17 protein-coding genes are annotated in these 18,034 nt (G+C 36.3%); 5 read left to right on the top strand and 12 right to left on the bottom strand.

What is annotated here, in order from left to right:
• Positions 1-111: 111 nt before the first annotated feature.
• Together QNH17_RS06305 and QNH17_RS06300 are read right to left on the bottom strand one after the other, a co-directional pair.
• Entirely contained in the window at positions 112-1,527 is a 1,416-nt protein-coding gene (locus tag QNH17_RS06305) for a SpoVR family protein (RefSeq protein ID WP_144554772.1), read from the bottom strand.
• Between the two features lie 91 nt (positions 1,528-1,618).
• The gene (locus tag QNH17_RS06300; protein ID WP_283877905.1) at positions 1,619-2,605 is read right to left on the bottom strand and encodes a M14 family metallopeptidase; all 987 of its coding nucleotides are present in this window, start codon (positions 2,603-2,605) and stop codon (positions 1,619-1,621) included.
• Between the two features lie 138 nt (positions 2,606-2,743).
• On the opposite strand from QNH17_RS06300, the gene QNH17_RS06295 reads away from it, so the two are divergent.
• Positions 2,744-2,998 carry a YhdB family protein gene (locus QNH17_RS06295; RefSeq protein ID WP_144554770.1) on the top strand — a complete coding sequence of 85 codons (255 nt, stop codon included), beginning with the start codon at positions 2,744-2,746 and terminating at the stop codon, positions 2,996-2,998.
• A gap of 124 nt (positions 2,999-3,122) precedes the next feature.
• Here QNH17_RS06295 and QNH17_RS06290 read toward each other — a convergent pair whose 3' ends face one another.
• The 3 genes from QNH17_RS06290 to QNH17_RS06280 form a co-directional block, all read right to left on the bottom strand.
• Positions 3,123-3,845, bottom strand: coding sequence for an SDR family oxidoreductase (locus QNH17_RS06290; RefSeq protein WP_283877904.1), 723 nt, complete (start codon positions 3,843-3,845; stop codon positions 3,123-3,125).
• 48 nt (positions 3,846-3,893) lie between these two features.
• A complete protein-coding gene (locus QNH17_RS06285; protein ID WP_283877903.1) occupies positions 3,894-5,636 on the bottom strand; it encodes a phospho-sugar mutase in 1,743 nt (580 codons plus the stop codon).
• 193 nt (positions 5,637-5,829) lie between these two features.
• Positions 5,830-6,216 (bottom strand): YhcU family protein, encoded by a 387-nt coding sequence (locus QNH17_RS06280; RefSeq protein WP_283877902.1) that lies wholly within the window; start codon positions 6,214-6,216, stop codon positions 5,830-5,832.
• A 107-nt stretch (positions 6,217-6,323) separates the two neighbouring features.
• Between QNH17_RS06280 and QNH17_RS06275 the strand changes: the two genes are divergently transcribed.
• Positions 6,324-7,247 carry an RluA family pseudouridine synthase gene (locus tag QNH17_RS06275; protein ID WP_283877901.1) on the top strand — a complete coding sequence of 308 codons (924 nt, stop codon included), beginning with the start codon at positions 6,324-6,326 and terminating at the stop codon, positions 7,245-7,247.
• Positions 7,248-7,295: 48 nt separating this feature from the next.
• Here QNH17_RS06275 and QNH17_RS06270 read toward each other — a convergent pair whose 3' ends face one another.
• Entirely contained in the window at positions 7,296-7,553 is a 258-nt protein-coding gene (locus QNH17_RS06270; RefSeq protein ID WP_283877900.1) for a GlsB/YeaQ/YmgE family stress response membrane protein, read from the bottom strand.
• Between the two features lie 388 nt (positions 7,554-7,941).
• Between QNH17_RS06270 and QNH17_RS06265 the strand changes: the two genes are divergently transcribed.
• The 3 genes from QNH17_RS06265 (at position 7,942) to QNH17_RS06255 (ending at position 10,275) form a co-directional block, all read left to right on the top strand.
• A complete protein-coding gene (locus QNH17_RS06265; protein WP_144554764.1) occupies positions 7,942-8,559 on the top strand; it encodes a DUF47 domain-containing protein in 618 nt (205 codons plus the stop codon).
• An 11-nt stretch (positions 8,560-8,570) separates the two neighbouring features.
• Positions 8,571-9,578, top strand: coding sequence for an inorganic phosphate transporter (locus QNH17_RS06260; RefSeq protein ID WP_098572116.1), 1,008 nt, complete (start codon positions 8,571-8,573; stop codon positions 9,576-9,578).
• Positions 9,579-9,687: 109 nt separating this feature from the next.
• Positions 9,688-10,275, top strand: a complete 588-nt coding sequence (locus QNH17_RS06255; RefSeq protein ID WP_283877899.1) for a YitT family protein — start codon at positions 9,688-9,690, stop codon at positions 10,273-10,275.
• Positions 10,276-10,329: 54 nt separating this feature from the next.
• Here QNH17_RS06255 and QNH17_RS06250 read toward each other — a convergent pair whose 3' ends face one another.
• From QNH17_RS06250 to QNH17_RS06225, 6 genes are all read right to left on the bottom strand, one after another.
• Positions 10,330-13,575, bottom strand: coding sequence for a hypothetical protein (locus QNH17_RS06250; protein WP_283877898.1), 3,246 nt, complete (start codon positions 13,573-13,575; stop codon positions 10,330-10,332).
• A complete protein-coding gene (locus QNH17_RS06245) occupies positions 13,572-14,984 on the bottom strand; it encodes a glycosyltransferase family 2 protein (protein WP_283877897.1) in 1,413 nt (470 codons plus the stop codon). The genes QNH17_RS06250 and QNH17_RS06245 overlap by 4 nt, the downstream gene beginning before the upstream one ends.
• 3 nt (positions 14,985-14,987) lie before the next feature.
• Positions 14,988-16,025 carry a HEAT repeat domain-containing protein gene (locus QNH17_RS06240; protein ID WP_283877896.1) on the bottom strand — a complete coding sequence of 346 codons (1,038 nt, stop codon included), beginning with the start codon at positions 16,023-16,025 and terminating at the stop codon, positions 14,988-14,990.
• A 1-nt stretch (position 16,026) separates the two neighbouring features.
• A complete protein-coding gene (locus QNH17_RS06235; protein ID WP_283877895.1) occupies positions 16,027-16,449 on the bottom strand; it encodes a response regulator transcription factor in 423 nt (140 codons plus the stop codon).
• Positions 16,450-16,692: 243 nt separating this feature from the next.
• A complete protein-coding gene (proC, locus tag QNH17_RS06230) occupies positions 16,693-17,496 on the bottom strand; it encodes a pyrroline-5-carboxylate reductase (RefSeq protein ID WP_283877894.1) in 804 nt (267 codons plus the stop codon).
• A 14-nt stretch (positions 17,497-17,510) separates the two neighbouring features.
• Positions 17,511-18,023, bottom strand: a complete 513-nt coding sequence (locus tag QNH17_RS06225; RefSeq protein WP_283877893.1) for a DUF3189 family protein — start codon at positions 18,021-18,023, stop codon at positions 17,511-17,513.
• Positions 18,024-18,034: the final 11 nt, after the last annotated feature.

Genomic DNA, 18,034 nt, shown 5'->3' with positions numbered 1-18,034 from the left:
CATAGTGTTCACTTGAGTAAACAATTTATATTCATGAATTGATTTTCCTGTCTTCTATTGTCCAAAAATAAAAAATAGGCTATCTTGATATTACAAGATAGCCTAAAGAAATTACAAATATTTACGATGTACCCCTTTCCCATCATAGGAGAACAACATTTTTCTTTCTTCGATCATCGATTCGATATGGACAGGCCTTCCCCAAAGCTGCTGGATATATGGAAGTACTTTTTCGAGATATTTAACATCAAGTTCCACACCTTCATACCAATGCTTTAAATAAAGTTCACCATTTTTCAAATAATCTCCATCATTAACCGTTATATAAGGGAAACCGCCATTTACACGCATATTTACAAGCTGGTCGCGAACCTGTTCCCATTGTTTATCGACTATTTTATAGTCCCTGCCTTGTTTTTGGAAAAGATACATATCCTCTCGCATGACTAGGTCCTTATTTAGATAGTTTCGCAAGAAGGAAATATCTGACTCTACTTCACGAACTTCAAATATCTTTTCTCTTCCAGACCCTGGTATTACTCCCCTTCGAATCATATCTTCTGTTGGATTATTGTAGCGCTCCTCAATATCCTCAAAAATCTTAATTCCAAGGTAATATGGATTGATTCCTGTTTTGGAAGGCTGCACCACGCCGGCATTCAATTTAGCAAATTCGATGGCTTCACCACTTGTTAAATCCATTTCTCTTAGGATCCGTTGATGCCAAAAAGAAGCCCAGCCTTCATTCATGATTTTTGTTTCCAGTTGCGGCCAGAAGTAAAGCATTTCCTCCCGCATCATTGTCAAGATATCTCGCTGCCAATCGGTTAACTCACGACTGTAGGTTTCAATAAATAATAATAGGTCCTTCTCTGGTTTAGGAGGAAATTTCCGTTTCCTTGGTTGATTTGTTTCCTTTTTGTCCTTTTCATCTAATCCCCATAGATCATCATAGGGCGTAGCCGCCTGAATTTCATGTTCATCATCTGACTCGTCATCTCCGATAGACCAAGATAATTTTGGTCTCATCAATGATGGGTCAATGTGTTCATCGATGGCCAATACCGCGTCAAGGAAGGTCTCTACCTCCTTTTTGCCGTATTGAATTTCATATTGATGAATTCTTTCAGCCGTAGCTGCCATACTTTCGACCATATCCCGCTTCGTGTTTTGAAAACGAACATTATTTTTAAAAAAGTCACAGTGTGCTAATACATGGGCAACAATTAATTTATTTTGTATTAGGGTGTTAGAGTCAAGCAAAAAAGCATAGCATGGATTGGAATTGATAACTAATTCATAAATTTTACTCAGGCCTAAATCATAATGAAGTTTCATTTTGTGAAATTGCTTTCCGAAGCTCCAATGTGAAAATCGGGTTGGCATACCATAGGCCCCAAATGTATAAATAATTTCAGCAGGGCAGATTTCATAGCGCATGGGATAAAAATCCAAACCAAACCCGGTTGCGATTTCAGTAATTTCACTGATCGCATATTCCAGTGCATTACGTCCTTCCACATTCATTTGCCATTCCCCCTTTTCCTCTTACCACAATGTATGAAGTAAAAAGAGGAATGATGAAACAAGATAGAAAAAACAATAGGCAAGTACGGATTTAATTTGATATTTTTTTGGCCTCTTTCGCTATTTTTATCCCTACATTTCGATTTCGTTTCCATTCCTTTTGAAAAATAGATAAGGGTGGATTGGTTTCACCAACTAAGTTACTTATTTCGATTGTCAGCGCCGGCCGATGATAAGTTGTGATAAACCAATCGGTGAATCCGCCGCCCATTGCATTTTGGTCCGGCACTGCTAATTTATAACCAGTTAATTTCGATATTTTTTTTGCAATCCGTTTATCCCGTTTCAAATTTTCTCCATTTTTATAGTTCCAATAAATTTCTCTTCCTGAAGTGTGATAAGCAATGGCGATTGTAGGGTTGACTTCTTTAATAAAATTTGTAAGAGATCTTACTTCTTTGGATTCTAGTGGTTCTTTCCCTTTATAGAATTTATACCACGGAGAAGCTGGTTCTCGATCGAGACTTTCCCATCCTGCAGGATATTGCCTGTTCAGGTCAATTCCCAAGCCATTAGCTTTCCATCGTTTGAAATCTTTTGATCCATCATTCATCTTGACCAAAAGCCTCTGATGTTTAGATAGGAAACTTTTCAAATCATTCTGTTGGATGGTTACACCATCCGGATTTAACATAGGGACAAACCAAATGGAGACATCATTAAAGATTTGATTGGACTTGAAACCTAAAAAGGTTCTTTCATTATATGTCGACGCATAAGACTCAAGCATTTTCATTAACATGAGACTTGTCATCCACTCTCTACCATGATGAGAACCAATTAAGACAACATTTTTCTTACCTGTTCCTAACTTGATTGCCCAAATATGACGACCAAAGTGGGATGTACCGATTGATTGGATTTTTAATTTTTCTTTATATTTTTCGTTTATTTTTGAAAGGTCATCTTCTAACATCTCAAAACTATAAGGTTTATTGCCTTTAACAATTTTTGCGCTTGTCACATTTTCCTGCTGAATTGTAAAAAAAACGATGATACAGATTATAATTTTAGCCATATGACCTCCACTAATTTAATTTATGCAGGTAAATGTTGAAAACAGCGTAAATAGTGAATGTCCAACATTTTCTGTGAAAGTTATCGTCAAAATATCATACAATAATCTCAACTCCTAATAAGGAGGAGATAAAAACAAATGAATAAAATGGATTATGATCGAGCGTTGTATTATACACATCGTTCTGAGTGGGATAATTTGCTGATTTTAATGGTACGAACAAAAGACCAATTTTTATCTAAAAGAATTGAACAATTCCTGCATGCTTACAATTTCGAACGTGATTACACGGTAATTGAAACAAAACTGTATAACCTGCTGCGATACATTGACCATGCGAATGAAACCGTTGAAACTGACCCTAATGAGATACCGATGTATAGTCTTTCCTAATTTAACAAGTGAATGCAAATGAAATTGAGAAACTTTTTACTACCGGACCAAAGAATTCCACCACCAAAAAAACACGGCTTCCACAAGTGGGGAGCCGTGTTTTAAAACTGTCTTATGAATTTAGTTACGCGATCGGATATTGTTGAGCGATCGGGTGTAAAATGATTTCATCAATCATCATGTACTTTGGAGCAGATGCCATGTACACAACTGCGTTTGCAATATCTTCTACCTTGAGCCAGTCCTTTTTCTCTGGCAATCCTTGAGTGGATTCAGCAAAATACGTATCAACCATACCTGGATTAACCGTACCTACACGAATTCCATATTCACGAACTTCTTGAGCCACTGAACCAGTGAATCCTTGAACAGCATATTTTGTTGCCGTATAAGCTGCACCATTCGGAATGGTATAACGGGCTACGTCAGATGAAATGTTTATAATCGTTCCTGATTTTCGGCTTTTCATATGTGGTAAGACAGCCTTTGTTGCTAAGAATACACCCTGAACATTTACTTCAAAAACCTTTTTCCATTCTTCTAAGGATACTTCCTCCGTTAACTTAAAGAAGCCGACACCTGCATTGTTAACTAGAAGATCTATGGAACCATATGTTTCAATTGTCTGTTCAACAACAGCCTTCATATCTTCTTCTTTTGAGACATCCGCCTGTACAGGCAATACATTTGCGTAACCCATTTTTTTTAGATCTTCAGCTGTGTCTGAAATCTGTGAAGAACTTCCCACAATCGTTAATTTCATTCCTTGCTCTGCCAGTTTTACGGCAATTTCCTTGCCAATTCCTCTAGAGCTGCCTGTTACAATGGCAATTTGGTCTTTAAGCATGTTTCTCTTCCTCTCATGATGAAGTTCTTAGTTAGTTTAGGAAGGCAATTAAATTTCCTGAACCAATTTCATTTTATTGTCAACTAACTCCATAAAATCATTTTCAATGGCTTTTAGTTTAGCTTTGCTTTCTTCTAAACTGTTACTATTGACACCAAAATAGAACTTCACCTTTGGTTCTGTGCCAGATGGACGTAAACAAACCCATGAACCATCCTCAAACGAATACTTTAACACATTCGATTTTGGTAAATCAATCGTTTCTAGCCCTTTGTCCGTTACACGAGTACTTGCTAAATAATCCTCCACAGTGGATGCAGCCAATGTTCCAAGTTTTGTAATTGGTTCTGCACGGAAAGATGCCAATAACTGTTGAATCGTCTCTGCGCCTTCCTTGCCCTTTAAGGTTAGAGAACGAAGGCCTTCTTGGTAATATCCATACTTTTCAAATACCTGCATCAACCCATCATAGAGGGACAAGCCCTGTTTCTTATAAAAAGCACAAACTTCCGTTGCTAAGAGAGCAGCCTGTACCGCATCTTTATCACGAGCAAAATCACCAATTAAATATCCGTAGGATTCCTCATATCCAAATAAAAATTTACGATTGCCCGCAGCCTCATATTGATTGATTTTTTCAGCGATAAATTTAAACCCTGTTAACACATCAACTGTTTCTAATTCGTAAGCATCAGCAATCTTCCTGCCTATTTCCGATGTAACGATTGTCTTTAAAACCACTCCATTTTCTGGAAGTTTTCCTTTTTCCTTTTTCTGGGTAAGGATGTAATCCAGTAATAAAGCACCAGTTTGGTTACCAGTAAGAACCACATATTCTCCCTCAGGATTTAAAACAGCAATCCCTAAACGATCAGCATCAGGGTCTGTTGCAATTAAAAGGTCAGCACCGATTCTTTTTCCATCACGAATCGCTAATTCAAAGGCAGCATGTTCTTCAGGGTTAGGACTTTTTACCGTTGAGAATTCTGGATCCGGAAGTTCTTGTTCTTTTACGATCGTTACATTCTCATATCCCAATGCTAAGAGTGCAGCACGGACAGGCTTATTAGCAGTTCCATGTAGTGGAGTAAAGACGATTTTGATATCCGTTTCTTGAGCAAGGGATGGATTCTCAGATATTGTTAATAGTTTCTCCGTATAGGCTTGGTCAATTTCCGAACCAATTGTTTTAATTAATCCTTCTGCTCTTAATTTTTCTTCACTATCAATCTCAATCAATAATTCATTTTCAATCTCATTTACCTTGGCAATCACTTCGTCCGCAGCATCAAGTGGCAGTTGGCCTCCATCAGACCCATAAACTTTATAGCCGTTATACTCAGGTGGATTATGGCTTGCAGTAATCACAATGCCTGAAAAAGCATTCAAGTATCTTAGGGCAAAAGATAATTCAGGAGTCGGTCTTAATTCATCAAACACATACGTTTGTATCCCCTGTGTGGCCAATGTTTTTGCAGCCTCCAGCGCAAATTCTGGAGATTTATGGCGTGAATCAAAAGCAATGACAACTCCACGTTGTTTTGCTTCAATTCCATGGTTTTCTATGTATGCTGCCAGCCCAGCAGATGCTTTGCGAACAGTATAAAGGTTCATTCGGTTGGTGCCTACCCCAATTTCTCCACGCATACCACCAGTACCAAATTCTAAGTTTTTATAAAAGACCTCTTCTAATTGCTTCTCATCCTTCATTAACTCATTTAATTGATCTTGTAATTCAGTATCCAATCCGTCAAATTCCATCCAACTCTTTGCTGTCTTTTTCCAGTCCATGGTGATTCCCTCCAAATTTTGTCTACTGTATATTGTTTCTAATCTCAACATTGTTACTCCTTTAAAAATCTTATGAAATTAAACGACAATTTTCGCAGAACTACATTTAATCGGTTCTTTTTCTATATTACCTCAAAAACCACTATTATTAGTAGAAAAAAAATAAAGCCTGCATATGCAGACTTTTACTTTCTTATATTAGTAACTCATTATCAGCTTTTGAATAGATACTTAACATAGGAATTCTAATATTTTTTGCTTCTTCAAATTGTTCATATTTGAATGGAAACAGTAAACCAAACTCCGTTAATGTCTCTACATTCTTATTAAATAATGAGGCATACTGTTCATCAGGTTGAGAGGACTCTAAAATGGAGATTAAGGTTTGAATACACGTCATAACCTGAAAGGCATCTTTTAATGTATTGAACTCTTCAGATGTATGCAGAACCTTTAATCGCTCAAATTGACAAATCTCCTCATCAGTAAAATAGAGCGGAAATATATTCGAATAGATGTACCTCACCAGTCCATTAATTTCTTCCTCTTGACTCGGTGTCGAGGCAAATACAATTTTCACTAATAACCCACCTTTGCCATCGCTTATTTCTGTCTTATTGTATATGATAAGAATAACATAACTAAGTCAGTATTGACGGTGGTAATTATAACCTTAAGGAGAATTAAATGCTAAACACAATGCGAATGGGAGAATGGTTTCAAATAGTCATCCCATTAGAATGGAATGGAAAAACAATCGACGCTATTTTTCGGCATGTCTGGGAAACCCCTAAAAAATTAACCCATACTTTTAGAATGGAGAATAAGGTAAAAATTAATGGAGACCGCGCAAACTGGACTATGCCTCTCGTCAAGGGTTCCAAGTTGCAAATAAAACTTTTCGAGGACGAAAAAGTAGAAATTTTACCCTATTATAAAGATATTGACATACTTTTTGAGGACGATCATGTTTTGGTTATTAACAAACCGCCCTTCATGAATAGCCATCCAAATGACCCAATTGCAGATCATGATACATTAGTTAATGCAGCCCAATTTTATCTGCAAGCAAAAGGAGAAAATAGAAACGTTCGGCAAGTCCATCGATTAGATCGCGATACGTCAGGTGCCATTCTCTTTGCTAAACATTCACTAGCAGGGGCTATTATGGACCAGATGCTCTTTAAGAGAAATATTAAAAGAACCTACATTGCTTTGGTTCATGGGATAGTTAAACACAGTAGAGGATCAATTAATGAACCGATTGGCCGGGATCGCCACCATGCAACAAGAAGGAGAGTTTCTCCAACTGGTCAGGCTGCCCTTACCCATTACAGTGTAGTTAAAGTGGACAAAGAGAAGCAACTATCATATATAAAATGTTGGCTCGATACGGGGAGAACTCATCAAATCAGAGTGCATTTAAGTCATTTAGGGCATCCTCTTGTTGGAGATACGTTGTATGGCGGAAAACCAATTGTGAGAAGACAAGCACTACATGCAGCAAAGCTTGAATTCATTCATCCATTTACGCAGGAAAAGATTGTATGTCATGCCCCATTTGTAGATCAACCTGTAATTTTTAGGGATATTGATATCTTTTCATTATAGAGCATGAAAAAGCCTCCGAGCGGAGGCTTTTTTTAAAGTAAAGAAATATTATCTATCGGTTCTTCTAAAGGCTTTCAGAATGAAACTTACTAGCAAGACCAAAACAGCCGAACCGATAATTGCAGGTATTATTGCAAAATCTGCAACTTCTGGGCCCCAATCACCTAAGACCGCTCTTCCCAGCCATGCCCCAACAAAACCTGCAATGATATTACCAATAATGCCACCCGGAATATCTCTTCCAACGATAAGACCGGCTAACCATCCAATAATCCCACCAATAATTAATGCCCAAATGAAACTCATTTAGTACACTCCTTTTTAGTAACCAATTATTTGTCTCAGGCAGTTGGAAAAGTAACCTTTTTTCATGCTACCTGTATTTATAAAGTACCCTAATTTCTTTTTTATACTCAGAAAAGAAAAAATCTTAACTCGGGCAACTAAGTACATAAATACATAAATGTAGGCAAAAGTAAAAATATCTATATTTAAAAGAACTTTTTAAAAACATATAATGTAAAGATTTTGTAAACATACATAGAATTTGTTCCAATAAAATGAACGATTCAAAAAATTCTAATGTTAAGTTTTTGTAAATTTATAAAGAATTTGTTTCTTTTTTCGACATTTTTCATATAAAATTACTGAGGTCGGTATTTACAATTGTTTAATTGAAAATGGGGGTATTCACATGGCATTTAAAAAAGTCGATAAATTTTCAGCATTACTTAGTAATATTTCTGCAAACTTAAAGGAAAGTGCAAATTTCTTTACTGAATACAAATTAAAAAATGTGAGTGATTTGAAAATTTTCTCTGAGAAAATGAAGGAACTTGAAACAAAAGGTGATACATATGTGCATGAAGTAATTAAAGAATTGAATGATGCCTTCATCACTCCAATTGAACGGGAGGACATCCTTCACCTGGCGATGAGTATGGATGATGTACTTGATGGGCTTGAAGGTTGTGCAGCATTATTTGAAATGTACTCTATTACGAATGCAGATGAATTCATGAAGAAATTTGTAGATGCAATTCAAGGAAGTGTCCATGAAATTGACAAAGCTGTTGAACTTCTTTCAAATAAAAAGTTACAGCAAATAAGAGAACATGCCATTAAGATAAAAGATTTTGAATCCAACTGCGATAATATCTTACGCCAGTCGATTAAAAATTTATTTACGGTTGAAAAAGACCCGATCCGGATTATCCAATACAAAGAAATTTACGAAAACCTTGAAGATATTGCCGACTATTGTCAAACGGTTGCTAATACACTTGAAACCATTATCATGAAAAATGCTTAAGGAGCAAACATATGAGCGTTGTATTAATTTTAACGATTTTAATTGTCATTGGTGCCCTTGCATTTGACTTTATTAATGGATTCCATGATACAGCAAATGCAATCGCAACCTCTGTATCTACTAAAGCTCTTAAACCACGCCAAGCAATCTTGTTGGCAGCGGTAATGAATTTTATTGGTGCATTAACATTTACTGGTGTAGCAAAAACTATTTCTAAAGACATTGTTGATCCATTTTCGCTTACTGGCGGTCATACCGGCTCAATTGTAATTTTTGCGGCACTGTTAGCAGCGATTTTTTGGAACTTACTCACATGGTATTACGGTATTCCAAGTAGTTCTTCTCATGCAATTATCGGTTCTATTGCGGGTGCGGCCATTGCTGCAAAAGGTTTTGATGTAATAAAGGCCGAAGGTTTTCTTAAAATTCTTGAAGCATTAATTTTATCACCTATTTTAGCTTTTACAGTTGGATATATTGTTTACAGCATTTTTAAAGTCGTTTTTAAGAACTTTAATTTAACTAAAACGAACCGATCCTTTCGTATAATCCAAATTGCTACGGCCGCATTGCAATCCTATTCACATGGAACAAACGATGCGCAAAAATCCATGGGGATTATCACCATGGCTCTGTTAGCTAACGGTTATCTTCATACAGATGAAGTTCCTTTTTGGGTACAGCTCTCTTGTGCAATTGCAATGGGACTAGGTACCTCGATAGGTGGATGGAAGATTATCAAAACTGTTGGTGGTAAAATTATGAAGATTCGACCTATCAACGGTGTTGCAGCCGATTTAACGGGTGCAGCAATTATCTTCGGTGCTACCTATATTCATTTACCTGTCAGTACAACTCATGTTATCTCATCAGGAATTTTAGGGGTAGGTGCTTCTCATCGCCTAAAAGGAGTTAAGTGGGGAACCGCCCAACGAATGTTAATAACATGGGTAATTACTCTTCCAATCACAATGCTATTAGCAGGTATTATCTACTTCATCCTTAATATCTTCTTTTAAAAAAGGAAACCAGAAAATTTTTCTGGTTTCCTTTTTTGCTTATATCACTTCTAAATGTAGCAAACATTCATATTTTTATGTTAGAGGACAAGTTTTGGAGTGATGGATGATGAAGGAAAAACTAGCAGCAATGCTGCTCGGGAGTTTACTGTTAAGCCTTGGGGTAAATGGATTTTTAGTTCCTTATCACTTACTTGATGGAGGCGTCATCGGGTTAGGACTAATCATTCATTATTTTTACGGATGGCCGACTGGACTAAGTATTATTGTGTTAAGTCTTCCTTTATATGTTTTAGCCTGGTTCTTTGAGAGACGCTATTTCTACTACAGCCTCCACGGACTTATCATCTCATCCTTTTGTATCGATTTTCTATCATTTATTAATGGTAAAATCGAAATAGGGATATTACCCAGTACAATTATTGGTGGATTGCTTGTAGGGATAGGGATAGGGCTTATGCTGCGTTATGAAACCAGTACAGGCGGGACAGATTTGCTTGCCCAATTATTAACTAAATTTACTTCTATTAATATCGGGATTATCATCTTCTTAATAGATGGTCTTGTCATCACAAGCGGTATTCAGGTTGTTGGGTTGGAAAAGTTCTTTTATTCTCTTCTTACGATCATCTGCGTCGGCTTTATGACGGCGCTAACCGTAAGAGGAAACAATAATCAACATTTTCCTTATTATTAAAACAAAAGGAAAGGAAAACGCTCGTTTATCACTAGCGTTTTCCTTTCCTTAATATTACTTTCCCTTTATGTCAATTGTTCGATACGTTTCTTTCATAATTCCATAGGATTTCTTCAACCGTTCATAAAAGGATGGTTCTTCCCACTTCTCCCAGCTGTACAAATATGTATCAGCTTGCTGAAGCAGATTATTCTTTGTTTTAGGTAATGTCTGGATAACCTTCCCTTGTTCTGTTGTCACAATCGCAAGCCGAATACCACTCGTTTCAACACTGCCAGATAAACCACCTTCCCAAACATTTCCCATTACTTCCTTTGAACTAGGGTCTTTCACATTTAAGAGCTGCCATGGAATTCTTCCTTCAATCACTTTTTTATCATTACTAATGCTAACATCTGTTAATGAGTCGAATTCTTTACTATTTGGATTGGCGTTCCCAAACTTTAGTTTTCCTGTCTCGTAAATCGCAAATGGAATCACCTTTTTGGTGGTTGGAATCGTTAATTCCTTATTAAGAGCAAGTCTAATGGGATGAAATACACCATTATTTTTTTGATTTGCATACTGTTCCACATCAATCATCTTCAGTAGATGGGCGTATTGATAATAAAATGTGTCATAGTAACTATCGACCATGATACTTGAATTCTCAGGCCCTGTTAGACTTACTAAAAAATCAATTCCAAAGTCTGTTTTGATTGCTATATTATCGTTTAAAGGAATTTGGGTTTGGCCCTGTTGCTTAATGGAATCAAGCAGCAGGAAGGTTCCTTGTCTGCGAAAATCAACTGGACGATTATATTTTAAAAGGAAATATAAATATCCATTGTCAGAGGTCAACCGAACTTCATTTAAAGCGTCCTTTTTATCTGTGCTAGGGTAACTCTTTTTGACTCCCGCTAACTCCCAATCCAATGCATTTCCATCCACTATGATTTCTTTTTCCTTTTTCCCAGGTTCAAATCCTAATAAGCCAAAATGCTGTTCATTTGTTTGCATATTATTCCAATATGGTCTTCGATCAGGATTATCAAAATCCATGGTATTCCATGTTCGTTTAAACCATTCATCCTGCCAGGTGAAGACAAGTCCCCCCATATAGCCTTCAGAAACAATCGATTGGTATAGATGCTTATTAATATTCCCTTGTTCTTCTTCTGAATGAAAACCTTGGTTCATCCCATAAGCGTTCTTATGTGTTAATCCTCTTGAAGCCGGAACACCAAATTCTGCAACAAGCACTGGCATTTGATGGACAGCACGGAGATCATTTAAGTAGCCAGCATAATTGTTTTTCTTACCCTTTGCATCTATATAATTAAGATATGGCTTTTCATAGTTAAGAAAATCAGGATAATAAGGATAGATATGATAGGAAGCAAATAATCCTGCAGAAAACCCCTTAGATGCTTTAATATGATTTGGATTCACTGAAACCATATCTTCATTTTCCAGTGGTTCAGTGGGATGCTTCAACATATCTGTTGTAACCCAGTTTGTAAAACTCATTGAATGCTGCCACTGGTAGTGTTCCGCTTCATAATCCGCAGCAAAATCCATTAAACCAGCCAGCCAGACTTCAAATGGATTGGCCCCTTCTGTTTTAAAGTACTCCCCTGTAAATCGACTAATTTTTGAATGCTTATCATTGGTGTTTGTGACCATAGCAGGGTCCCATTCAGTACCAACAATGATTCCCAGAACGTACTTCGAAATATCGTACTTATATTCACCTGACGCATGGCCAGGCCGGTCTGGTATGTTTGCGTTCCCATGGATAATATCAATCATATTTTTTATTTCAAGTTTTGCATCTTCAGTATTTATTTTGGCAAAGGCGTCTTGGGTCTGAATAAGATTCTCTTCATTAACCCACGTCCCATGAAATAAGAATAGCGGCTTACTAGCAATTTTGTTATATTCATAAAAGGCTTCGTAAAATTGTGGCGGGTGGAGTGTGTAGACTCTGATCGCATTGGCATTCATTGCACCAATTTCTTTAAACCAACGAAAGTATTCATCTTTTGTAATCGCTGTCTCCCCAGGAAAATAACCAGGTTTTCCTATCCCCATATTTACACCCTTTATTAAAAGGTTTTCCCATTTCCCGTCCTTCTGAATCTGTAGATAGGATTTTCCAGTCTTGCTGTTTGATTTAATGCCATTAAGTTCGACTAGTTCCACTTTTTCTTGACGTGTTACATGGTGTAGTCCATGCTTTAAAATATCCTTCATCATTGGTACGTAGGTTTCCCAATAGAAAGAACCTCCCGAACCAACACTCTTTTTCCAAGCATCCAAACCCTTTGTTTGATAAATTCCTGGAACATCAGCTTCATCTGCAAAATCTCCTGAGAAATAATAAGAGGAATACTTAGCATTTTGGTGATAAATGACGGCTGGAAAAGAAAGTGGAATCCCATATCCTTTAAGAGTTTCTTGTGCTTGCTTAGTTATTGGCAACTTATAGGCGGCCAATATTTCCTTCTCATCTTTGGCATCAATAATATCGAACCAATAGGAATACTTTCCATCAATACTTTGAGTAAAGTGTTTTTTTCCGTTCTTTGTCAATTCGAAAAGAAGACCCTTGTCGTTAATGTCTTTTTCCCCAATCACAACGATATAATTGTTTTTACTGACAAATACAAATCCTTTTCCAGTAAATGACCACTTTTTGTTTTGCTTCTCATAATTCTCTTTTACCCATTCTGGTACCTCTGTACTATTAAGGTTAGAAAAATAGCGTCCGATCCAGCCTGCCCATTCTACATTAAGTAAATTTGAGATCTCAGCTTTCGATGATTCTGTTGTAGGACTTGCAAACGTATTAAATTCTGCTATTAATGTTTTGCCTTTAGATTTAACTAGTTCTTTTTTTATTTGATTAACTTCATCAGTTTGAAGTCCACCATAAATTTTTGTTGAGTGTTTTCCTAATGGATTTTGTCCGTAAAATTCCTCTTTATATACTCCATATTGGTCCGTTAAATAAATCACATCGTACGGTCTTAAATCCTTTGGTAAAGGAGCGATCGAATATTTCTTTCCCTCCTTTGGTTCAAATCCTTTATAATCCTCCGTAACTGAATAAGGTTTTTTCCCATCTTTAAAATATTTTGCATTATTTAATATCCAAACCAAACCTTTATGTTCCCGATACGAAGGATTCGGAACCGTTTTATCAACAATCAACACATTTAATTGTTTTACAGGTTGAATTTGCCATAGCCAAAACGGACTGGTGATAAATATTAATAAAAGAACCGTATAAATTATTAAATTGATTGGTTTGATCATTCGGAAACACCTTTTCTTTTCATTTCTCCCCAACTTTGTTCACCGATGAGCATTTGCCATATTCCCTCACATCTCCAAAATACGGTCATCGGTCTGTACCAAAGAGTTTCTGTTAAAGAATATACAAATAACTTCATGATATCTGATACTTTTGGATATTTTGTAAGACTCCATTCTTCTAATAGAACCGATACCATTGAAAAAATAGACCCATATAAACAGGAGAGCAGAAATAACAAAATAGCAAATTCTATATAGATTCCCCCTAGGAATAAACAAAGGACCATAAAAAGGTATCCTAAAAACTCAATGACTGGTCCGAAAAATTCAACAATCCAAAAGTAAGGAAACGATATTAAACCAATGGAACCGTATTTCGGGTTAAGGGTGATTTTCCGATGAGTCCACAAACTTTCAAGCAGCCCTCGATGCCAACGTCTTCTTTGCCTACGAAGGAATGTAATCTCCTCAGGAACTTCTGTCCAACAAACCGGATCCGGAACATAGACAATCTTTTTCTTGATATTTTTTTCCTTTAACAGTCGATGAATCCTAACGACTAATTCCATATCTTCCCCGACAGTATCTGTTTTATATCCACCTGCAGCAATTACCCATTGTTTTGAAAAGACGCCAAATGCGCCTGAAATAATTAATAGGAGGTTGTGCCGGCTCAAACCAATTCTCCCCATGAGAAAGGCACGTAAATATTCGATGATTTGCATAACTACCAAAGGTTTATTTGATAAACCGATTCTTTGTATTTGGCCGTTTTTGATTTGGCAGCCATTCGCAATTCGAACACTTCCACCCGAAGCGATCACTTCTTCATTTGAATCAATAATGGGCTTCATAACCTTTAAAAATGCATCCTGCTCAAGAACGGAATCACCATCTAACGAACAAAAATATGGGTAATGAGAGAAATTAAGACCAACATTAAGGGCATCTGCCTTTCCCCCATTTTCCTTATCAATAAGAAACAAATTTGATAGTACAGCTGATTGATAAATCCGGACAATCGGTTTTGTTTCCACTTGTTTCCTAACCGCTTTTTTTATTTCCTGCATATCATAGTGATCAATTACTTTTGCGAGAGTTTGGTCTGTTGACCCATCGTTCACCACAATCACTTCATATGTTGGATAATCTACGCTTAATAAGGAACGGACACTTTGAATAATACCTGCTTCTTCATTGTAAGCGGGCACAATAATTGAAACAGGTTTGGTATAAAATTCATCCGAATAATCTTCATAGGCTTGAACTCTGTCAAGTTGGTATTCCTTGCGCAACTGAAAAAAAGAGATCACCAAGATAACAGAGTAAAAAGAGATGACAATCACCATATATATTGCGATAAACCAAGCAAAAATCGTTACAACATTTCCCCACTCAAAAATCACCATTTTCTATACCCCTTTATGTAGCCATTCCCATGCCATATCCTTAGCAAATGGATCCTTTGAAGTTTCTAATACTTCCCGCAATATCTGGTGCCCATTTGGAAATTGGCAGATGGCTTGCCCGGCTTGAGAACGTACCCACCAAGTTTGGTCATGCAAAAGTTCGATTAATCTTGATATTCCTTTGACTTCTTTTAATGAACCAATTAGTTTTGCTGCAACCATTCTCTCTTCCCATTTACTAGAATAAAGTAGTTCTAAATAGGGTTCTGAATTTTTCACATGGCCCACCATCGATAATGCCTTTAAGGCTCGGAGCCTGATTTCCCCTTTATAGACCGAAAAGATATTCTCAAGAAAAGGAAGATAATTTAATTCCTTTTTTATTGAAATTACATCTAGGACTGCTTTTTGTAATGGCTGACTGCCTTTATGGAAATGAAGAATAAATTGTTCAAATTGTTGTTGCTTAAGGCGGATTAATATTGTGCGGTACTCAAATTCAGAGAAATTCTGGTAGTGGGTTGTTAACAGATTAAATAAAAATTCGTGTTGAAATAAAGCAAGGATTCTTAATGAATGAATAAGTTCTGCGTGAGAGAGCTTTTTTTTCTTTGTTAGTAAGTAGATATCGTCCATCAGGAGATTTAATTTGAAATCCTCAATATGATAGAGGGTGTTCATCCGTTGACTCCACCTTTTACTTTTAAGTTTCTTACGATACCTCTCCAATAAATACATTGATGCTAGTTCTGTTAATCGTGTCTTTTCATCCTCGCCTTCTAAAATTTTGCTAAATCTGCTTAGAAGTTCTTCAATGGCTATTTGTTCAAGAACAGATTTAGGATTTAATCCCCTTGAATACCCTCCCTCCATTAACATGGTAAAAAGAATGGAATGATATTTTTCTATAAATTGCTCAATCCGTTTCCTGTTTTTAATATCCATAGCTTTTCTTATGATTAGATATATTAGCAACACCAATAAAATGCCTAAAATGGTAATCGTTAAAATTGTCAGGTAATATAATTCATTTTTCAGCATGCTAATTCATCCTTTTGATTAACCTTTCAATCCTAGCTTGGAGTTCTTTAATACTAAAAGGTTTGGTCATATAATCATCAGCTCCTAGTTTTAATGCCCGTTCCATGTCAGTTTCCCTTTTTCTCCCGGTCAACATAAGAACATGAATATTTCTTCCATTTTCTATTCTTTTTACTTTCTGCAGGATTTCGATACCATCCATAACAGGCATAACACCATCAAGTATTAAAAAATGTTCTCCATTCGCCTCTAAGCGTTTTGATTCAAAGAATTGAAGACCATTTTCAAATGTGTCAATGTCTAATTCAAAATGATTTAAATTCATAACCTTAAGTATTCTAATTAACATAGTTCGAATTATTGGATCATCATCAATGACCGAAACGTACAATGTTTTTTTTATAAAATTATTATTTAAGTCCATAACTACCTACTTCCCAGACTGACGAACCTTCATATATGAATAGACAGACCTTCTTTATTTTGATTCATTGCTTTTACTATTCCCTTTTTTCTAAACAGATTTAGTGTATTTAAAGTTTATTATTAATAAGTCCTTGTGTCACGCGAAAAATGCAGAAAAAGTCGAATAATAATAAAGCTTGTCGAATTCTTTTGAGTTCTAAAAACAAAAAAAGATCCAAAAACTGGATCCTAAGATTCCTATTTATAATAGGTTTTTAACTTTATTTGTACAACTGTCCATTGCTGTCATAATTGATCCCCGAAATTGCTTTTCCTCTAAGGCAACGACTGCTTCTATTGTTGCCCCTCCTGGCGTACACACGTTATCTTTGAGTTCTCCAGGATGTTTTCCGGTTTCAAGGACCATTTTTGCAGCCCCAAGAACAGCTTGAGCAGCTAGTCGATATGCTTGATTCCTTGGTATTCCTTGCCTTACTCCACCATCTGCCATAGCTTCTATAAGCATATACACATATGCCGGGGAAGAACCGCTGATAGCAGGAACGGCATCCATAAGCTTCTCTTCTAGCCTCTCGGTCTTTCCAAAGGTCTGGAACAAGTGCTCTACCTCAACAATTTCATTTTCAGTAAGGTAATCATTTGCACAGATCACACTCATTCCTTCCCCAACTAAAGAGGGAGTATTAGGCATTGTCCTAATTACCTTTACTTGGAAGCCAAATGCCTGCTCAACATTCCTCAAGGTGATTCCAGCCGCAATCGTTACAATGATTGCCTCTTGTTTTATATCATTCCTTATTTCTTCGATTATCTTTGAATGTAAATCAGGTTTCACTGCAATAATAAGTATGTCAGCAAACATAGCAACATCTCTGTTATTTAATGTTGTGCATATATCATACTTTTGTTTGATTATTTTTGTCGTATCTTCTGTGTTAGCACTAGCCAAAATATTCTTTTTTGGAATTGTTAATGATTTAACCATTCCCGCCATCATTGCCTGCGCCATTTTTCCTGCCCCAATAAAACCTATTTTCTTTTCCACTTTAATCTCCCCACCTATTTATACATCTCATTCTCCAATACAATGATGTTTTCTGCGAAAGTTGTTTTCCCTATTTCTTTTGTATTTTCCACCAACCTGTATATATTATCACAACATTGTTTAGCACCTATAACTAATAAGGGTACCCCAATAAAATCAATTTTTAACCCCCTTGAGAAAAATCCACCCATGGACATAGCAAAAGGAACAGTTGGTGAAGTATTGGAGAAGACAATTTTTTCATCAAATTTAAATTTTTCTTGCAGCAATAAACTCATTTCTTTTAATGCAGGGATCACATATTTATTTCTTTTCCGTCCAATCGTATAAACAGAGTTTCCATCTTCATCCATTCCATGGAAAATAATCTTACCAAAATCTGCTTTCGTTAATTTATTGAAATATTTCACATTTAAAATTTCTTCTTTTGTTAGTTTTCGTTCGGATTGTGGTAATTGTTTTAAATGGTAGGCCGCTGCTAAAGAAGTTGTATGAGTTCCGCCAAAATCATTATAGATATAAATCATGGAATCATCCT

The organism is Neobacillus sp. SuZ13 (assembly GCF_030123365.1).
GTDB lineage: Bacteria > Bacillota > Bacilli > Bacillales > Cytobacillaceae > Neobacillus.
This window is presented reverse-complemented; position numbering and strand designations above follow the sequence as displayed.